Raw genomic sequence first — 15,185 nt, forward strand, 5'->3', positions numbered from 1 at the left:
TTATTGTCGGTTAAAAATAGTTAATACTGCGTTAATTCCACCCGCGTCACACCTCAAAAGCGCGCGTTTTGGCCCAGTGCGGCCATTTCATCGCCCTGTGCCAGACAAATGCGCTCGCGTGGCCATGTCAGCTCGACAATCGCCCCTGATTTCCGCCCCGAATGCAGGTGTTGATCGTTGCGATCCGACCCGTTGGCAAACGAAATTTCCGCCCCTGTGCGCTCCAGAAGCGTCTTGGCGATGAACAGGCCAAGACCCATCCCGTCATATTCGGGCCGAACGGATTGCGTTCGCTCCTGCCTGCGCCGCCCGACAAACGGCTCGCCAATGCGCCCGATAACCGAGGCGGGAAATCCCTGCCCGTCATCAATGATCCGCATGGTCACAACCTGATCGGTCCACGTCACATCCAGCCAGACGGTCGTGGCCGCAAAATCCACGGCGTTCTGGATCAGGTTGCGCAATCCGTGAATGATTTCGGGACGGCGAAAACAGTACGGTTGCTGCCCGTCATCCAACTCCGCCACATCGATAATAACCGATTTTCCACGCTCCATATGGGGGGCTGCGGCCTCTTCGATCACGGCCTGAAGGGGCGCGGTGCGCATGTGCAAATCGTCTTTACCCGCCTGCCCCATAGAGCGCAGAATATCACGACACCGGTCGGCCTGTTCGCGGATCAACTGTGCATCGTCCCGCAAATCCGCGTTGTCGGACAGGTCGTCGATCAGTTCGGTACTGACCAGTTTGATCGTCGCCAACGGGGTGCCCAATTCATGCGCCGCCGCCGCAATAACACCACCGAGATCGGTGAGCTTTTGCTCGCGTGACAGCGCCATTTGCGTGGCCAGAAGCGCCTGCGACATCGAATGGGTCTCCGAGGTCACGCGCCACGAAAACAGACCCAAAAACAGCACACCAATCAAAATCGCGGCCCAATGCCCGAACACAAACACATCCGGCAATCGCAACTCCGTGCCGTTGGCCAAAACCAACGGATCGTGAAACAGCCCGACCAAAGTGACAAAGGCAATCGCGGTGACCCCCGTCAAAATGGCCGACGCGGGCCGTAGCGCAGTGGCGGAAATCGACACCGGAGCAAGAATGAGCAGGGCGAACGGGTTCGTCAGACCACCCGCCAGATACAACAACGCCGACAATTGCGTGATGTCGAACAGCAACATAAGCGCCGCACCGCGTTCACTTAATCGTGTGGTTTCGGGGAAGACAAAGGATGTAATGATGTTGACGATGATCGACGCGCCGATTGCAATTGCAAAGCCGCCGAATTTGAATTGAAAGCCAAATACAGTCGCCGCAACGACAATCGTCGCGATTTGACCGAAAACCGCGACCCAACGTAACGTGAGCAACGTGCGCAAACGGACCCAGTTTGATCGGCTATGCGTCATCATGACGTCGGTGTAATCAGTTGCCATTCGGGGATCTTTCGTCCTACTTGCGTCATGACAGCCCGTGCTGTCATTGACCGACTTTACGACCAAAGCCGTGTAGATTCTAGGAGAGACACATGAAGACCCGCACCATTGCCATTACGTCCGCCGCGATCCTTGCCGTGCTGATCGGGGCGCCTGTTCTCTTTGGGAAAATGACGTCCGGGCCGGATGATATGTTTGCACAGTGCCGTGCCTCGGCTGTGTCCGGCGGGGCCAGTACGATTGGCGGTCCGTTCGAATTGGTCCGCGATGATGGCGTGACTGTAACGGACGCGGATGTGTTCACCAAACCAACGCTGCTCTACTTTGGCTATACCTTCTGCCCCGATGTGTGTCCGCTCGACAATATGCGCAACGCCGATGCGCTGCGTCTTCTGGACGAACGCGGCTATGATGCGCAGGCGGCCTTTATCTCCATCGACCCGGAGCGCGATACGGTTGAGGTCGTCAACGAGTTTTCCGACCTGTTCCACGAAAACATGATCGGTCTCACCGGATCCCTCGAACAGGTCAAAGCGGCGTCGCTTGCCTATAAAACCTATTTCAAAAAACAGGATGGTGATCCTGAATACTACCTCGTGGATCACTCGACCTTTGCCTATCTCGTGTTCCCCGAGATCGGATTTGTCGAATTTTTCAAACGTGAGGACGAAGCCGCCGAAGTGGCTGATCGCACAGCGTGCTTTATCGACGCATGGAACGAGGGTGCCTGATAGGTATATTTGATATATGTCATTTGATCCCGGCCCCCTGACACATATGTTATGCTGACGATTGAATGCGTGTGGGTGACCTGTACCGCGCCCGCAATGGAGGACGACCAATGAGCGTAGAGGCCAAACTCGATATCGGTGACGACAAATCCCTTTTGTTGGTGGATGATGACGAGCCGTTTTTGCGCCGCCTTGCTCGCGCCATGGAAAAGCGCGGCTTCGATGTCGAAATGGCGGGCTCTGTCGCGGCGGGCAAAGCCATCTCGACCGCGCGCCCTCCGGCCTACGCCGTGATTGATTTGCGCCTCGAGGACGGAAGCGGCCTTGATGTGGTGGAGGTGCTTCGGGCCAAACGTCCCGATAGCCGGATTGTGGTGCTGACGGGCTACGGGGCAATTGCAACCGCCGTTGCGGCCGTGAAAATCGGTGCGACCGACTATTTGTCCAAACCCGCCGATGCCAACGACGTCACCAACGCATTGTTGGCATCGGGCGATGCATTGCCGCCGCCCCCCGAAAATCCGATGTCGGCAGACCGTGTGCGTTGGGAACATATCCAACGTGTTTACGAGCTGTGTGATCGCAACGTGTCCGAGACCGCGCGCCGCCTCAACATGCACCGCCGCACATTGCAGCGCATTTTGGCGAAGCGCTCGCCGCGTTAGGCCAACACGGGGTGCCGTTTCGGGGCTGTTTCGCCTTTGAAAATGTTAAACACTGTGCCTTATTGTTGTGGCCGTGTTTAAACCCCGTGCCGCAAAGCCGTGTAGACATTAGTGTTTACAGCTGCGCCATCAGGTCCATATGGCGGGCGGTAAAGGCGTTTCGTGTCTCGACCGGCGGGCGCAAAATGATGCTCGACCCCGCGATGATTTCAGGGTCGGGTTTGCCGAATATCTTGTCGCTTTCCGCGATGGAAAACCCCGCGATCTGAACCGCCTCCAACCATGCCGAAATGCGGTCGGCTTTCTTGATCTTTTTCTTGATCGCCTGCGGTATTTTTGCAGGCAGGCCAAACCGGATATGAATGGCCGCCGTGAGACGGTCATCCAACACGCCATAGCCATCCCCAATCGCCGCTTTGACGGGGGAAATCATGTCGCCGATCACATATTCGGGGGCGTCATGCAAAAGGGCCGCAAGCTGCCATTTCACGGGTTCATTCGGGTAGAGACGACGAAAAAGGGCCTCGACCAGAATGGAATGTTCGGCCACGGAATAGGCAAAATCCCCATGCGTCTGACCGTTCCACCGCGCCACAAACGCAAGCCCGTGTGCGATATCCTCGATCTCGATGTCCATCGGGGTCGGGTCCAGTAGATCAAGTCTACGCCCCGAAAGCATCCGTTGCCATGCGCGTGCCTGTGCCATGTGGGTCAGCCTCAAATCAGTGATCATTCGACCCCTTGCATACCAACAATCTGACGTTGCTTAACCCCAAATAAATCCACCTGCGTTGTAAGGGCGTAATTGGAATGCTATGAGCACGTCAAACCAAATACACGCAGGAGCCACATCAATGGCCAACGATTACATCGTCAAAGACATCTCCCTTGCCGCTTTCGGGCGCAAAGAGCTCGACATTGCAGAAACCGAAATGCCGGGTCTGATGGCGCTGCGCGAAGAGTTCGGTGAAAGCAAACCGCTCACCGGATCGCGCATTGTGGGCAGCCTGCACATGACCATCCAGACCGCGGTTCTGATCGAAACACTGGTGGCGCTTGGCGCCGATGTGCGTTGGGCCTCGTGCAATATTTTCTCGACTCAGGACCACGCTGCTGCTGCAATTGCCGAAGCCGGAATTCCCGTTTTTGCTATTAAAGGTCAATCACTTGAGGAGCATTGGGATTACCTTGACCGCTCGTTCCAGTTTGAGGATGGCCCGAACCTGATCCTTGATGATGGCGGCGACGCGACGCTCTACATTTTGTTGGGCGCACGCGTCGAGGCGGGTGAAACCGACCTGCTCGCCGTGCCGACCTCCGAGGAGGAAGTCGCTGTTTTCGCTCAAATCAAAAAGCGTCTGGCGCAGTCTCCGGGGTGGTTCACAAAGATGCGCGACCAGATCGTCGGTGTGTCCGAGGAAACCACAACAGGCGTTCACCGCCTCTATGATCTGGTGAAAAAGGGCCAATTGCCTTTCCCCGCGATCAACGTGAACGATTCCGTGACCAAGTCGAAATTCGATAACAAATACGGCTGCAAAGAAAGCCTTGTGGACGGCATCCGCCGCGCCACCGACACCATGATGGCCGGTAAAGTGGCGGTTGTGTGTGGCTATGGCGATGTGGGCAAAGGCTCTGCGGCATCCTTGCGTGGTGCAGGTGCGCGGGTCAAAGTCACCGAGGTCGATCCCATCTGTGCGCTTCAGGCGGCGATGGACGGCTTCGAGGTTGTGACACTGGAAGATGTGGCAAGCACCGCAGACATTTTCATCACCACCACAGGCAACAAGGACGTGATCCGCATCGAGCACATGCGCGAGATGAAGGACATGGCGATTGTTGGCAACATCGGCCACTTCGACAACGAAATTCAGGTCGCCTCGCTGCGCAATCACAAATGGACCAACATCAAAGATCAGGTGGACATGATCGAAATGCCATCCGGTGCGCGTTTGATTTTGCTGTCCGAGGGACGTCTTTTGAACCTCGGGAACGCAACGGGTCACCCGTCGTTCGTGATGTCCGCGTCCTTTACCAATCAGGTTTTGGCGCAAATGGAATTGTGGACCAATGGTGATGCTTACGCCAATGACGTCTACATCCTGCCCAAACATCTCGATGAAAAAGTGGCCCGCCTTCACCTTGCCCGGATTGGCGTGAAGCTGTCGCAGCTGTCGAAAGAGCAAGCGGATTATATTGGCGTCACCGTCGAGGGACCGTTCAAACCCGAGCATTACCGCTACTAATACCCTGATAACCGCGACATTGAACGGCCACCCTTCGGGGTGGCCGTTTCGCGTTTAATGGTAAAATTTCCTTTGTTTCAGGCTGTGTAGGGTCTAACCTTTCCGCGAGCCATAAATCCGGTTCGAACAAACGGATGCTAATCCAAATTTTGGTGGGAGAAGACTATGGGAAAACGTGACGATCTAATCGCGAAATATGCGGACGACCTGAAAAACAAATGCGGCATGACCCCCGACATGGACCTTTTGACAAAAGTGACCATCGGCTGTGGTCCCGCGATCTACAATGCTGATGCGTCGACGGTTGCCGGATCTCAGGCCAGTGAACTTGAAACGATCAAAAACAACTTCCTGATCAAAAAACTGGGCCTGTCCGAAAGCGCTGATTTGTCCGGAGCAATTGATTCTGTGATTGAAACCTACGGTAAATCCGAACGCAACAAATACCGCGCTGTTGTATACTACATGCTGACAAAGCATTTTGGCAAAGAAGCTGTTTACGGCTAAGTCTTTGACGCAGATATATTGTAAACGCCGCCATGATCCTGTCGTGGCGGCGTTTTCATGTCCGGCGCATTCCAGATCTTAAGACGAAGTTTCCATAGTAGGGCGGGTTTGAATGAAAACCCAGATACTTGCGAATTGATCAGAATCGCACCTTCTGCGTAATATCTATGTACGGACCAGGATGGACCGGACCTTATATTCGAACACGTGTGGTGCTTAGGGAGCACGTGGGGTGGTGGAGGGTTCCGGGGGGTCGGAGCCCTCCTTTTTTATGGAGATAGCCATCCGGAAGTGCGTTTTCAAAGCGCGCCGAATATCCGTCCGAAAACACCACAACCCGAAAATGCGCCTTCTGTGGCCATCCGTTTTGTCGCGGATCAGGGTGCAGTATTGCCCAACTCACAGACGATCTTCCATTCCTCTTCGCTTACGGGTTGTACGGACAGGCGCGAATTGTTCACCAATACCATATCGACAAGCCGCGGATCGCTTTTGCACATGGCGAGCGTCACGGGCGTGGTGAACGGGCGAACGGCCTTGATGTCGACGCACTCCCAACGCGGGTCGTCGGTGGAACTATCGGGGTGTGCCTCGGCACAAACCGTGACGATACCGACAACCTCTTTCTCGGCACGCGAGTGGTAAAAGAACCCAAGATCTCCGAGCTTCATCTGGCGCATGTTGTTGCGGGCCTGGTAATTGCGCACGCCGTCCCATTGCTCACCTTCGTCCCCTTTGGCGACTTGTTGATCCCATGACCACACTTCGGATTCGGATTTGAACAGCCAGTAAGTCATGCACCGATAACCTTTTTCCACGCCTGAATGTCGACGCTTTCAAACAAACCTGCCTTGGCATAGGGGTCATTTTCAGCCCAAGCTTCGGCGGCGGCCGGATCGTCGACGTTCAAAATCACAAGCGACCCGCACATCTCGCCACCCGCATCAAGGAACGGCCCCGCCTGTTCCACGACACCCGTGTCACCAATATAGGCGAGATGCGCATCACGGTTGGCTTTGCGGATGTCGAGTGCGCCGGTTTTGTCTTTGCAGATGAGTGCGAACTTCATGGTTTATTCCTTTTTGAGGGGACGGGAGAGAAGCGATTGTAGCGCCTCGGTAACGGAAATTGCGCCCGTGGAAATGGCGCAGACGGCCTGTGATATGGGCATATCTAGACCGATCCCCTGTGCAATTTCTGTGACGGCCTGTGCGGTGGCGACGCCCTCGACGGTCACGGAGGGATCAAAGCTGTCGCCCCGACCCAAAGCGGCTCCGAACCGGAAATTGCGTGATTGGTCGGATGTGCATGTCAGGGCGAGGTCACCAAATCCGGACAGCCCCATCATGGTTTGATTCCGAGCACCAAAATGCGCGGAAAACCGTAGCATTTCGGACAGACCGCGCGTCATAAGAGCGGCCCGCGCGCTATCGCCAAGTCCGTTCCCGATACAGGCGCCCGTAGCGATTGCGATGACGTTTTTGAGCGCACCCCCAAGTTCCGCCCCGATGACATCGTCGCTCAAATACAGGCGCAGCATCTGTTTCGAGAGTTGATGTTGAAGCGCGTGGCCCACGTCAGCATGCGCACACGCAATGGTCAGCGCCGTGGGCAGTCCGCGTGCGATATCGGCGGCAAAGCTTGGTCCCGTCAGGATCGCGGGAATGGCATCCGGCTTGGCCTCGGCCACAAGTGTTGACGGGCCTTTGTGGGACTTCAGGTCAATTCCCTTGCAACAGGCAATGACAGGGCGCCCGACAAGCGGGTCCGCGATTTGGCCCAACATATCGTGCAGGGTCTGCATGGGGGTGGCGATCAAAATCGGCCCAGCCGTACCGATCGCCGATAAATCGGACGTGACGGTGATGTCGTCGGAAAGATGTACATCGGGAAGGCGTGGATTGATCCGGGAGGACCGCATTTTCGCCATTGCATTGGCGTCCCGACCCCACAGGGTGACTTTCGTACCATCACGAGACAACGCCACGGCGAGGGCCGATCCGAACGCGCCTGCGCCGATGACTACAAGTTCGCTCATACGAGAACTCCCCGACCCGAATGGTTGTTTCAAACTCATAACGCAGGTATCACCGTCACCGCAGCCTTACAATCCTTGGACACGCATTTGACGCCGACCATCCTTATCACCCGTCCGCGTGACGATGCGCACATATTGGCAGATGTGCTTCGATCCAACGCCCCGAAAGCGACATATATCATCGCGCCGGTGATGGAGATTGTGCCCCTTGATCCCGTCATTGAGCCTGACATCTATACGGGCGTTGTGCTGACATCCCGCTATGCTGTTCCTTTTGCCGCACAGTCCTTTCGCGATGTGACGGCCTATTGCGTTGGGGATGCCACGGCGGCGGCTGCCAATGCGGCGGGGCTTGACACGATGTCGGCCCGTGGATCCGCCGATGATCTGGTTGCGTTGCTGATGCGGGAACACATTGCTCCGCTCGCCCACTTGCACGGGGTCCATACCGTGGGGGATATCGCGGCTCGCCTGACGCAAGCGGGTCTGCCAACGCGGTCATTTGCCGTTTATGCGCAAAAAGAGGTGGATTGGACGCCAGAGGCCCAAGCACAGATTGTCGCGGCGCAAAGTTTGATTGTCCCTGTCTACTCCCCGCGCACGGCCGCTTTGGCGGGTGCGCGATTGGCCGGGTTGGGCGCTAACATAACCCTTGTTGCGATATCGACTGCCGCTTTGGAGGCCTGGACTGGCCCGCAGCCGCTAAAGACCGTCATCGCAAAGCGCCCTGATGGTGACAGTATGCGATTGGCCATTGCGTCGCAGTTTGCATGAACAAGCCTTGAGGCGTGGGGCGAGACTCACTAGTCTTGGGGTGCGATTACAAGACTTTAATCAGGATTCGAAAGGTTTAACTGTTGGCACGTAAAAAGAAGTCCACAAGCGATCCGAAACCCGTTGAAGTCGAAGATCAGGCCCCGAAATCCACCGTAGTCGAGGAAACGCCCGTTGAGGGGGATGGGATCATCGAGGAAAGCGCGGATGATGCTGCCCGGGATGAGGAGCACGTTGATGCGGTTGAGGGCTCTGTGGCTGCTGAACCGGACGATACAGATGCTGTTCCTGTGGATGAGGCTCCCGCGCCCGTTGTGGCGGATGCTGTCGCTGCCAAAAAAGGCGGGTTTGTTCCTGCGCTTCTTGGTGGTGTGATCTGTCTTGGCCTCGGCTATGCCGGCGCACAGTTTATCAAGCCCGAGGGTTGGCCATTTCCCGGTGCGAACACGAGCGAAATCACGGCCCGGGTCGAAGCCCTACAGGCCGAAATTGCGGCCCTTAAATCCGACACATCGAAACTGTCCGATGATCTGGCCGGAACGCGAACATCGCTAGAGGGCCAAATCAAAACGGAAGTCGCCGCTATTGATCTGAATGCGCGCATTGCGCCGCTGTCCGAAAACCTAGTGTCGTTGGAAGAGCGCCTGAACACCGTCGAGGCGCGTCCGGTACAAGAGGCGATTGTCTCTCCCGAGGCAACCGCCGCCTACGAGCGCCAGTTGTCGGAAATGCGGACGCTTCTGGACAGCGAAGTCAGTCGCCTGAAAGATGCGAAGGACGCAGCACAAGCCGAGGAGCGGGCCGCCACCGCCGCTACGGCATTGGCGTCACTCAAAACCGCCATTGATTCAGGGGCGCCCTATGCCGATCTTTTGGTGGGGATCGAGATTGATATTCCCGACGGGATCAGGACCGCCGCCGAGACGGGCGTTTCCGCAATCTCGGCTCTCAAAGAGACGTTCGATCCCGCCGCCCGTGAGGCCCTGACGGCCGCGGCGCGTGCATCCTATGACGAGGGAACGCAAGGGTGGTTTGAAACCTTTACGCGCACCCAGTTGGGTCTGCGGTCCCTTGCCCCCAAAGAGGGGGATAGCGCCGATGCCATCTTGTCGCGTGCGCGTGCCGATGTGACGGACGCGGATTTTGCCGCAGCCCTGTCGGAACTTGAAAATTTACCGGAGGCGGGACGCACCGCGATGGCGGATTGGATCGCAAAGGCATCGGCCCGTGTGGCCGTCACCGATGCGCTTCAATCCATGCTTGGACAATAGGGAAGACGAACAAATGCTGCTGTCGCTTGTAAAAATCATTATTTTCTTCGTTATCGTGGCCGTTTTGGCCTATGGCGGCGTTCTTCTTCTTGAAAGCGAGGGGGGGCTTCAGCTTGCCTTCGGGGGCTATGAGATTGCGTTGGGGCCACTTCAGGCGGTCATTGGGTTTGTTGCCCTTTTGGTGGTGCTTTGGATTGCGCTCAAAGTGGTCGGTTTGATCCTTGCTGTTGTGAAATTTCTGCTCGGGGACGAGACGGCGCTATCGCGGTATTTTGACCGCAACCGCGAGCGCAAAGGCTTTGAGGCCCTGGCGGACGGAATGCTTGCTCTCGCATCGGGCGAGGGTCGTGTGGCGATGTCGAAAGCGGCAAAGGCCGAGAAGTATTTGCGCAAGCCCGAGTTGACCAACCTTTTGACGGCGCAGGCGGCAGAGGCCTCTGGTGACAAACGCAAAGCCGAAGAAACGTACAAGCGCCTCTTGTCCGATGATCGTACCCGCTTTGTCGGTGTGCGCGGCATTCTCAAACAGCGCCTTGATGCGGGTGACACGGACACGGCGCTTAAACTCGCGGAAAAGGCCTTTGCGATCAAACCAAAGCATGTCGAAACGCAGGATGTTTTGCTAAAACTTCAGGCGGAAAAGGGCGAATGGTCCGCTGCCCGCCGCACTCTATCTGCGAAACTCAAACACGGTGCGATCCCGCGCGATGTGCATAAACGGCGCGATGCCGTTTTGGCCCTTTCGGAAGCCAAAGGTATTCTGGACGACGGGGCATCGATCGAGGCCCGTGAAGCCGCGATTGAAGCCAACAAAAAGTCACCGGACCTTATTCCCGCCGCGGTGATGGCCGCAGATAATCTGGTAGGGGCCGGAAATGGCAAGCAGGCCGCACGTATTCTCAAAAAGGCGTGGCAGGTTCAGCCACATCCTGATCTCGCCGCAGCCTTTGCACGGATCGAACCAAATGAAACCCCCGCAGAACGCATCAAACGGTTTGGTGCCCTGACGAAGGTGAATGCGGGCGATCCGGAAACGAAAATGTTGCTCGCCGAGTTGCAAATCGCCAACGAAGATTTCCCTGCCGCGCGCCGCGCGCTGGGAGATCTGGCTGAACTGAACCCGACCTCACGCAGCCTGACCATTCTTGCGGCGGTCGAGCGTGGTGAAGGCGGCAGTGATGTTGTTGTGCGCGGTTGGCTGACCCGCGCGCTGACGGCACCGCGTGGTCCGCAATGGGTTTGTGATAACTGCAATACGGTTCATGCCGAATGGGGCCCTGTGTGCAACAACTGTAACGGTTTCGACACGCTGAGTTGGCGTCAACCCGCCCAATCCGAAGTGGCCATGCCCGCCGGAACGGAAATGTTGCCGATGATTGTCGGTGCAAAAGAGCCTGAGGTCGATGTCATAGATGTGACGTCAGGCAGTGACCCAACGGTATTGGTCGACGCAGAAGTGATTGACGAAACCACTTCAGATACCGAAGCGCGTGAAGTCAAAAAATAGGGCTACACAGCTGCAAAATTAGTTGCTAAAGACCGTCACGTCTTAGGTGCTTCGGCCCTTGGGCGTGAAAGGTGCCGGTGTAGCTCATCCGGTAGAGCACATCATTCGTAATGATGGGGTAGTAGGTTCGAGTCCTATCACCGGCACCACATTTCTCTTTTTTACTGGCTGACTGACGATGTTGTTTTCGTGGATTTTAGCCCGGCTTCACGACCATCTCCGCGCTATATGTGCCTAAATTTTTAAAGGTTAAGCCGCCTTTCATATCTCCTCTCTATGACTTGGGGTGGGTGAAATGTGAGGTGGTGTTATGAGCGCTAAGGGAAATGCGCCGATAATCATCAAAAAGAAAAAAATCATTCAAGGCGGCGGCCATCATGGCGGCGCTTGGAAGGTGGCCTATGCTGACTTTGTGACAGCGATGATGGCGTTCTTTTTGTTGATGTGGTTGCTCAATGCAACGACGGAAAAACAACGCAAAGGTATTGCGGATTTTTTCAATCCAACGATTCCAGTGAACCGGATTTCCGGTGGTGGTGATGGAACGTTTGGAGGGGATTCCGTGTTCACGCAGGAAACGCTGTCACAAAACGGGACAGGCGCATCTGGAAGCGGGGCAGGGGAGCAAAATGATGAGGCGGAACAAGCGTCGGACGCCAAGGCCTTTGATGAGGTACAGTCGCTTTTGACGGCCTTTAGTGGCGAGAGCATGGCCGCCGATGCTGCCTTGCGTCACGTCGTAACAAAGGTGACGGACGAAGGGCTTATCGTTGAAATCCACGACTTGAAAACCGAACCGCTTTTCGAGCCGAGATCACATACGCCAACCGAGGTCACGAAAATTATTGTGTCGATGCTATCGCGTGTCTTCAATGTTGTGAAAAACGATATTGCTGTCACGGGCTATGTGAGTGCGCAACCCTTGGTCGTTGCGGATAATCCGGTTTGGGATCTGTCTACCCGCCGCGCGGACCAGATTCGGCTTTTGTTGGAAGCAGAGGGAACGCCCACCACGCGCATTCAAAGGGTTACGGGCTATGCGGACCGCAAACCTGTCACGCGCAATCCGATTTCGTTCCGCAACAACCGTGTGGAGATCATTTTGTTGCGGGAATTCCCCGTCAGGAATTAGATAGGATTGTACATATTAGGGGGCTGTTAAGGGGAAGTGTGCATGCTTGGGCGAACATAGGTCCAAGCATCAGAAAGGCGCTTCCCGATGACCATATCCTCCTCGCTCAATGCAGGTGTTGCAGGCCTGAGTGCCAATGCGACCCGCCTTGCAACGATTTCAGACAATATCGCGAACTCAGGCACGTATGGATACAAACGTGCCAACACCGAGTTCGAATCGTTCGTGATTGGGGGGAATGCCGGCGCTGGCGTGTATTCCGCCGGTGGCGTACGAGCCTTTACATCACGCCTTGTCGAAGAACAGGGCGCTCTCATTTCCACGTCCAACGCAACCGATATCGCGGTGTCGGGTCGTGGTATGCTTCCTGTCACCACAGAGGTGTCACTCGATACACAGTCGGGTGATCAGCCGATGATGATGACAACAACCGGATCATTCCACACGGATGCCAATGGCGTTTTGAAAACGGATTCCGGTCTTGTTTTGCTCGGGTGGCCTGCGGATGCGGACGGGACAATCCCAACCTTCCCGCGTGATACCATGTCCGGCATGGAACCCGTTGTGATCAACGCCAACCAAACGGCGGGCGACCCGACAACAAAGATGAACCTCGGGGTGAACTTGCCGGCCGAGGACGCAACCGAAGCACTTCCGCTGTCGGTCGAATATTTCGGCAACCTTGGTACGTCTGAATCACTTGATATCACCTTTACGCCACAGGCTGCCGCCAACACGTGGATCGTGAATATCGCAGATTCGGCGCAAAGTGGTGCGACGATTGGCGAATACACTGTTGTGTTCGATAACTCACGCGGTGCGGGCGGTACACTTTCGTCTGTGACGCCGACCATCAACAACCCTGCAACTGCGACCTATAACAGCTCCGAGGGGACATTGGCCCTCACTGTTGCCGGCGGTCCAATCGAGGCCACGATCGGCAAAATTGGCGATACCAACGGCCTGACGCAGCTTTCCGATAGCTTTGCGCCGACGCAGATTACCAAAGACGGTTCGCCCGTTGGTAACCTGACGTCCGTAGAAGTGGATGAAAACGGTTATATGACGGCGACCTATGACACGGGGTTCACGCGCCGTATTTACCAAATTCCACTTGTAGATGTACCCAACCCCAATGGTCTCATCTCGCTGAATAACCAGACCTATCAGGTCTCGCCAAACTCCGGATCATTCTTTCTTTGGGATGCGGGGGACGGTCCAACGGGGTCTGTTGCGGGATACGCCCGCGAAGGTTCAACCACTGATGTGGCGGGTGAATTGACCGACCTCATCCAAACGCAACGCGCCTACTCATCGAACGCAAAGGTTATCCAGACCGTTGATGAGATGCTGCAAGAGACAACAAACATCAAGCGCTGATAAATCGCAGTCCTTGAATTGAAACGAGACCCTGAATGAGTATCACGAGCGCCCTGTCAAATGCCCTCTCCGGACTGAACGCATCCACGCGTGCAGCGGGCGTGGTGTCATCCAATGTCGCCAACGCCATGACCGAAGGGTATGGGCGCCGTGAGATCGAATTGGGGACGCGACAGGTCGGTGGAACCGCATCCGGTGTCTCTGTTGTGAGCATTCAACGCGTGACGGATCCTGTTATTTTAGGAGAGCGCCGGATAACAGACGGTCTTGTCAGTTTGGAAAACACGCGGGTGGATTATTACGACACGCTCACCCGTGCGTTAGGGCAGGCGGATGAGGAAGGCTCGATCACCGGCCTTGTTGTCGATCTTGAGGCGAGCCTTATCGATGCCTCGAACCACCCCGAGTCAGATGCGCATCTCTCGGAAGTGACCAATTCAGCCTCTGCTTTGGTCGATCGCATAAATCGCGCGGCAGATACGATTTCGCAAACGCGCCAGATGGCGGATCAGGACATTGCGAAAACGGTGTCCCGTCTTCAAAGTGCGCTCGATAAGGTCGTGAAGATCAACATCGAGATTCAGGAAAACGTCTCGTCAGGTTATGATGCGAGCGGGTTGATGGATCAACGTCAGGTGTTGATCGACGAGGTCTCTCGAATTGTCCCTGTGAAAGAGGTCGAGCGCGAGCATGGTATGGTGTCTTTGTACACACCCGGCGGGGCCATCCTTGTTGCATCAAAGGCGGCGACGATCGAATTTACACCCGTAAACACCATCACGCCGGATATGACCGTTGATCCGGGTGTTTTGTCCGGTTTGAAAATCAATGGGCAGCCGGTGTCTACCGATGCGAATAAGGGGGCGATCGCCGGCGGCGAGTTGTCCGGATTGTTCGAGATACGTGACACCCTTGCGCCGGAAGCCCAGGTAAAACTGGATGCATTCGCGAGAGATCTTGTTACTCGCTTTCAGGACGCGACCATGGACCCCACGATTTCTGGAAGCATGGTCGGCCTGTTTACCGATAACGGCGCAACGTTTGATACCACCAACGAAGAGGGACTATCCAACCGTTTGGAATTGAATGCCGCGGTCGATCCGCGTGCGGGTGGCGATTTATGGCGACTTCGGGATGGATTGGGTGCCGTTGCAGAGGGTGATGCCGGTGATGCTTCGCTATTGCAGGCCATGTTGTCCAAACTCCAAAACGGCGTAGCAACAGTATCGGGTGGGTTCTCCACCATAGAGCGCTCGAGTAGCAGCCTGTCGTCCGACCTCTATTCCTTTTTTGAAACCGCAAGCCTGGCCTCTCAAAGCGATTCAAGCTTTGCGAGTGCGCAACAAATGTCACTTAAGTCGATCGAACTGGAAAACGGCGTCGACACGGACAACGAGTTGCAAAAGTTACTCGTTATCGAGCGGTCGTATGCCGCAAATGCCAAGGTGATCCAAACGGTGGAAGCCCTACTTGATCAGTTGATGAGGATTTGACA

15 protein-coding genes and 1 tRNA gene are annotated in these 15,185 nt (G+C 55.8%); 11 read left to right on the forward strand and 5 right to left on the reverse strand.

Features of this window, described 5'->3' with window-relative positions:
• Positions 1-53: 53 nt before the first annotated feature.
• Positions 54-1,439: a sensor histidine kinase RegB gene (regB, locus tag ACN0Q0_RS04470; RefSeq protein ID WP_417242167.1), complete on the reverse strand. Its 1,386-nt coding sequence runs from the start codon at positions 1,437-1,439 to the stop codon at positions 54-56.
• A 92-nt stretch (positions 1,440-1,531) separates the two neighbouring features.
• Here regB and ACN0Q0_RS04475 point away from each other — a divergent pair, with 92 nt between their 5' ends.
• Complete coding sequence (locus tag ACN0Q0_RS04475) at positions 1,532-2,170, forward strand: SCO family protein (protein WP_417242168.1); 639 nt, start codon at positions 1,532-1,534, stop codon at positions 2,168-2,170.
• A 110-nt stretch (positions 2,171-2,280) separates the two neighbouring features.
• Positions 2,281-2,835, forward strand: coding sequence for an ActR/PrrA/RegA family redox response regulator transcription factor (locus tag ACN0Q0_RS04480; protein ID WP_417242169.1), 555 nt, complete (start codon positions 2,281-2,283; stop codon positions 2,833-2,835).
• Positions 2,836-2,950: 115 nt separating this feature from the next.
• On the opposite strand, the gene ACN0Q0_RS04485 is transcribed toward ACN0Q0_RS04480, so the two are convergent.
• Entirely contained in the window at positions 2,951-3,541 is a 591-nt protein-coding gene (locus ACN0Q0_RS04485; RefSeq protein WP_417242449.1) for an HD domain-containing protein, read from the reverse strand.
• Between the two features lie 148 nt (positions 3,542-3,689).
• Between ACN0Q0_RS04485 and ahcY the strand changes: the two genes are divergently transcribed.
• Positions 3,690-5,081, forward strand: a complete 1,392-nt coding sequence (gene ahcY / locus ACN0Q0_RS04490) for an adenosylhomocysteinase (protein WP_417242170.1) — start codon at positions 3,690-3,692, stop codon at positions 5,079-5,081.
• Between the two features lie 165 nt (positions 5,082-5,246).
• Positions 5,247-5,588: a DUF2853 family protein gene (locus tag ACN0Q0_RS04495; RefSeq protein ID WP_417242171.1), complete on the forward strand. Its 342-nt coding sequence runs from the start codon at positions 5,247-5,249 to the stop codon at positions 5,586-5,588.
• Positions 5,589-5,965: 377 nt separating this feature from the next.
• Here ACN0Q0_RS04495 and ACN0Q0_RS04500 read toward each other — a convergent pair whose 3' ends face one another.
• From ACN0Q0_RS04500 to ACN0Q0_RS04510, 3 genes are read right to left on the reverse strand one after another with little or no spacing between them, the layout of a single operon-like run.
• Positions 5,966-6,385, reverse strand: a complete 420-nt coding sequence (locus ACN0Q0_RS04500) for an EVE domain-containing protein (protein ID WP_417242172.1) — start codon at positions 6,383-6,385, stop codon at positions 5,966-5,968.
• A complete protein-coding gene (locus tag ACN0Q0_RS04505; RefSeq protein WP_417242173.1) occupies positions 6,382-6,657 on the reverse strand; it encodes a YciI family protein in 276 nt (91 codons plus the stop codon). Before ACN0Q0_RS04505 ends, ACN0Q0_RS04500 begins: the two co-directional genes overlap by 4 nt.
• A gap of 3 nt (positions 6,658-6,660) precedes the next feature.
• Entirely contained in the window at positions 6,661-7,626 is a 966-nt protein-coding gene (locus ACN0Q0_RS04510; protein WP_417242174.1) for an NAD(P)H-dependent glycerol-3-phosphate dehydrogenase, read from the reverse strand.
• Positions 7,627-7,713: 87 nt separating this feature from the next.
• Here ACN0Q0_RS04510 and ACN0Q0_RS04515 point away from each other — a divergent pair, with 87 nt between their 5' ends.
• The 7 genes from ACN0Q0_RS04515 to flgK all read left to right on the forward strand — a co-directional run bounded on the left by ACN0Q0_RS04515 (position 7,714) and on the right by flgK (position 15,183).
• Positions 7,714-8,400 carry a uroporphyrinogen-III synthase gene (locus tag ACN0Q0_RS04515; protein ID WP_417242175.1) on the forward strand — a complete coding sequence of 229 codons (687 nt, stop codon included), beginning with the start codon at positions 7,714-7,716 and terminating at the stop codon, positions 8,398-8,400.
• 83 nt (positions 8,401-8,483) lie between these two features.
• A complete protein-coding gene (locus tag ACN0Q0_RS04520; RefSeq protein WP_417242176.1) occupies positions 8,484-9,671 on the forward strand; it encodes a COG4223 family protein in 1,188 nt (395 codons plus the stop codon).
• Positions 9,672-9,684: 13 nt separating this feature from the next.
• Positions 9,685-11,178: a heme biosynthesis protein HemY gene (locus ACN0Q0_RS04525; RefSeq protein ID WP_417242177.1), complete on the forward strand. Its 1,494-nt coding sequence runs from the start codon at positions 9,685-9,687 to the stop codon at positions 11,176-11,178.
• A gap of 73 nt (positions 11,179-11,251) precedes the next feature.
• A tRNA-Thr gene (locus tag ACN0Q0_RS04530) sits at positions 11,252-11,327 on the forward strand.
• 161 nt (positions 11,328-11,488) lie between these two features.
• Entirely contained in the window at positions 11,489-12,310 is an 822-nt protein-coding gene (locus ACN0Q0_RS04535) for an OmpA/MotB family protein (RefSeq protein ID WP_417242178.1), read from the forward strand.
• An 87-nt stretch (positions 12,311-12,397) separates the two neighbouring features.
• Positions 12,398-13,690, forward strand: a complete 1,293-nt coding sequence (locus ACN0Q0_RS04540) for a flagellar hook protein FlgE (RefSeq protein WP_417242179.1) — start codon at positions 12,398-12,400, stop codon at positions 13,688-13,690.
• A gap of 35 nt (positions 13,691-13,725) precedes the next feature.
• Positions 13,726-15,183 (forward strand): flagellar hook-associated protein FlgK, encoded by a 1,458-nt coding sequence (gene flgK, locus ACN0Q0_RS04545; RefSeq protein WP_417242180.1) that lies wholly within the window; start codon positions 13,726-13,728, stop codon positions 15,181-15,183.
• Positions 15,184-15,185 lie beyond the last annotated feature (2 nt).

Source organism: Celeribacter sp. (assembly GCF_048259695.1).
Classification (GTDB): Bacteria; Pseudomonadota; Alphaproteobacteria; order Rhodobacterales; family Rhodobacteraceae; genus Celeribacter.

What these genes read in the sequence shown, in the direction of transcription:
- ACN0Q0_RS04525 (WP_417242177.1), top strand. Translation starts at nt 9,685, where the DNA reads ATGCTGCTGTCGCTTGTAAAAATCATTATTTTCTTCGTTATCGTGGCC.
- ACN0Q0_RS04495 (WP_417242171.1), top strand. Translation starts at nt 5,247, where the DNA reads ATGGGAAAACGTGACGATCTAATCGCGAAATATGCGGACGACCTGAAA.
- ACN0Q0_RS04535 (WP_417242178.1), top strand. Translation starts at nt 11,489, where the DNA reads ATGAGCGCTAAGGGAAATGCGCCGATAATCATCAAAAAGAAAAAAATC.
- ACN0Q0_RS04510 (WP_417242174.1), bottom strand. Translation starts at nt 7,626, where the DNA reads ATGAGCGAACTTGTAGTCATCGGCGCAGGCGCGTTCGGATCGGCCCTC.
- regB (WP_417242167.1), bottom strand. Translation starts at nt 1,439, where the DNA reads ATGGCAACTGATTACACCGACGTCATGATGACGCATAGCCGATCAAAC.
- flgK (WP_417242180.1), top strand. Translation starts at nt 13,726, where the DNA reads ATGAGTATCACGAGCGCCCTGTCAAATGCCCTCTCCGGACTGAACGCA.
- ACN0Q0_RS04480 (WP_417242169.1), top strand. Translation starts at nt 2,281, where the DNA reads ATGAGCGTAGAGGCCAAACTCGATATCGGTGACGACAAATCCCTTTTG.
- ACN0Q0_RS04505 (WP_417242173.1), bottom strand. Translation starts at nt 6,657, where the DNA reads ATGAAGTTCGCACTCATCTGCAAAGACAAAACCGGCGCACTCGACATC.
- ACN0Q0_RS04475 (WP_417242168.1), top strand. Translation starts at nt 1,532, where the DNA reads ATGAAGACCCGCACCATTGCCATTACGTCCGCCGCGATCCTTGCCGTG.
- ahcY (WP_417242170.1), top strand. Translation starts at nt 3,690, where the DNA reads ATGGCCAACGATTACATCGTCAAAGACATCTCCCTTGCCGCTTTCGGG.
- ACN0Q0_RS04485 (WP_417242449.1), bottom strand. Translation starts at nt 3,541, where the DNA reads ATGGCACAGGCACGCGCATGGCAACGGATGCTTTCGGGGCGTAGACTT.
- ACN0Q0_RS04540 (WP_417242179.1), top strand. Translation starts at nt 12,398, where the DNA reads ATGACCATATCCTCCTCGCTCAATGCAGGTGTTGCAGGCCTGAGTGCC.
- ACN0Q0_RS04500 (WP_417242172.1), bottom strand. Translation starts at nt 6,385, where the DNA reads ATGACTTACTGGCTGTTCAAATCCGAATCCGAAGTGTGGTCATGGGAT.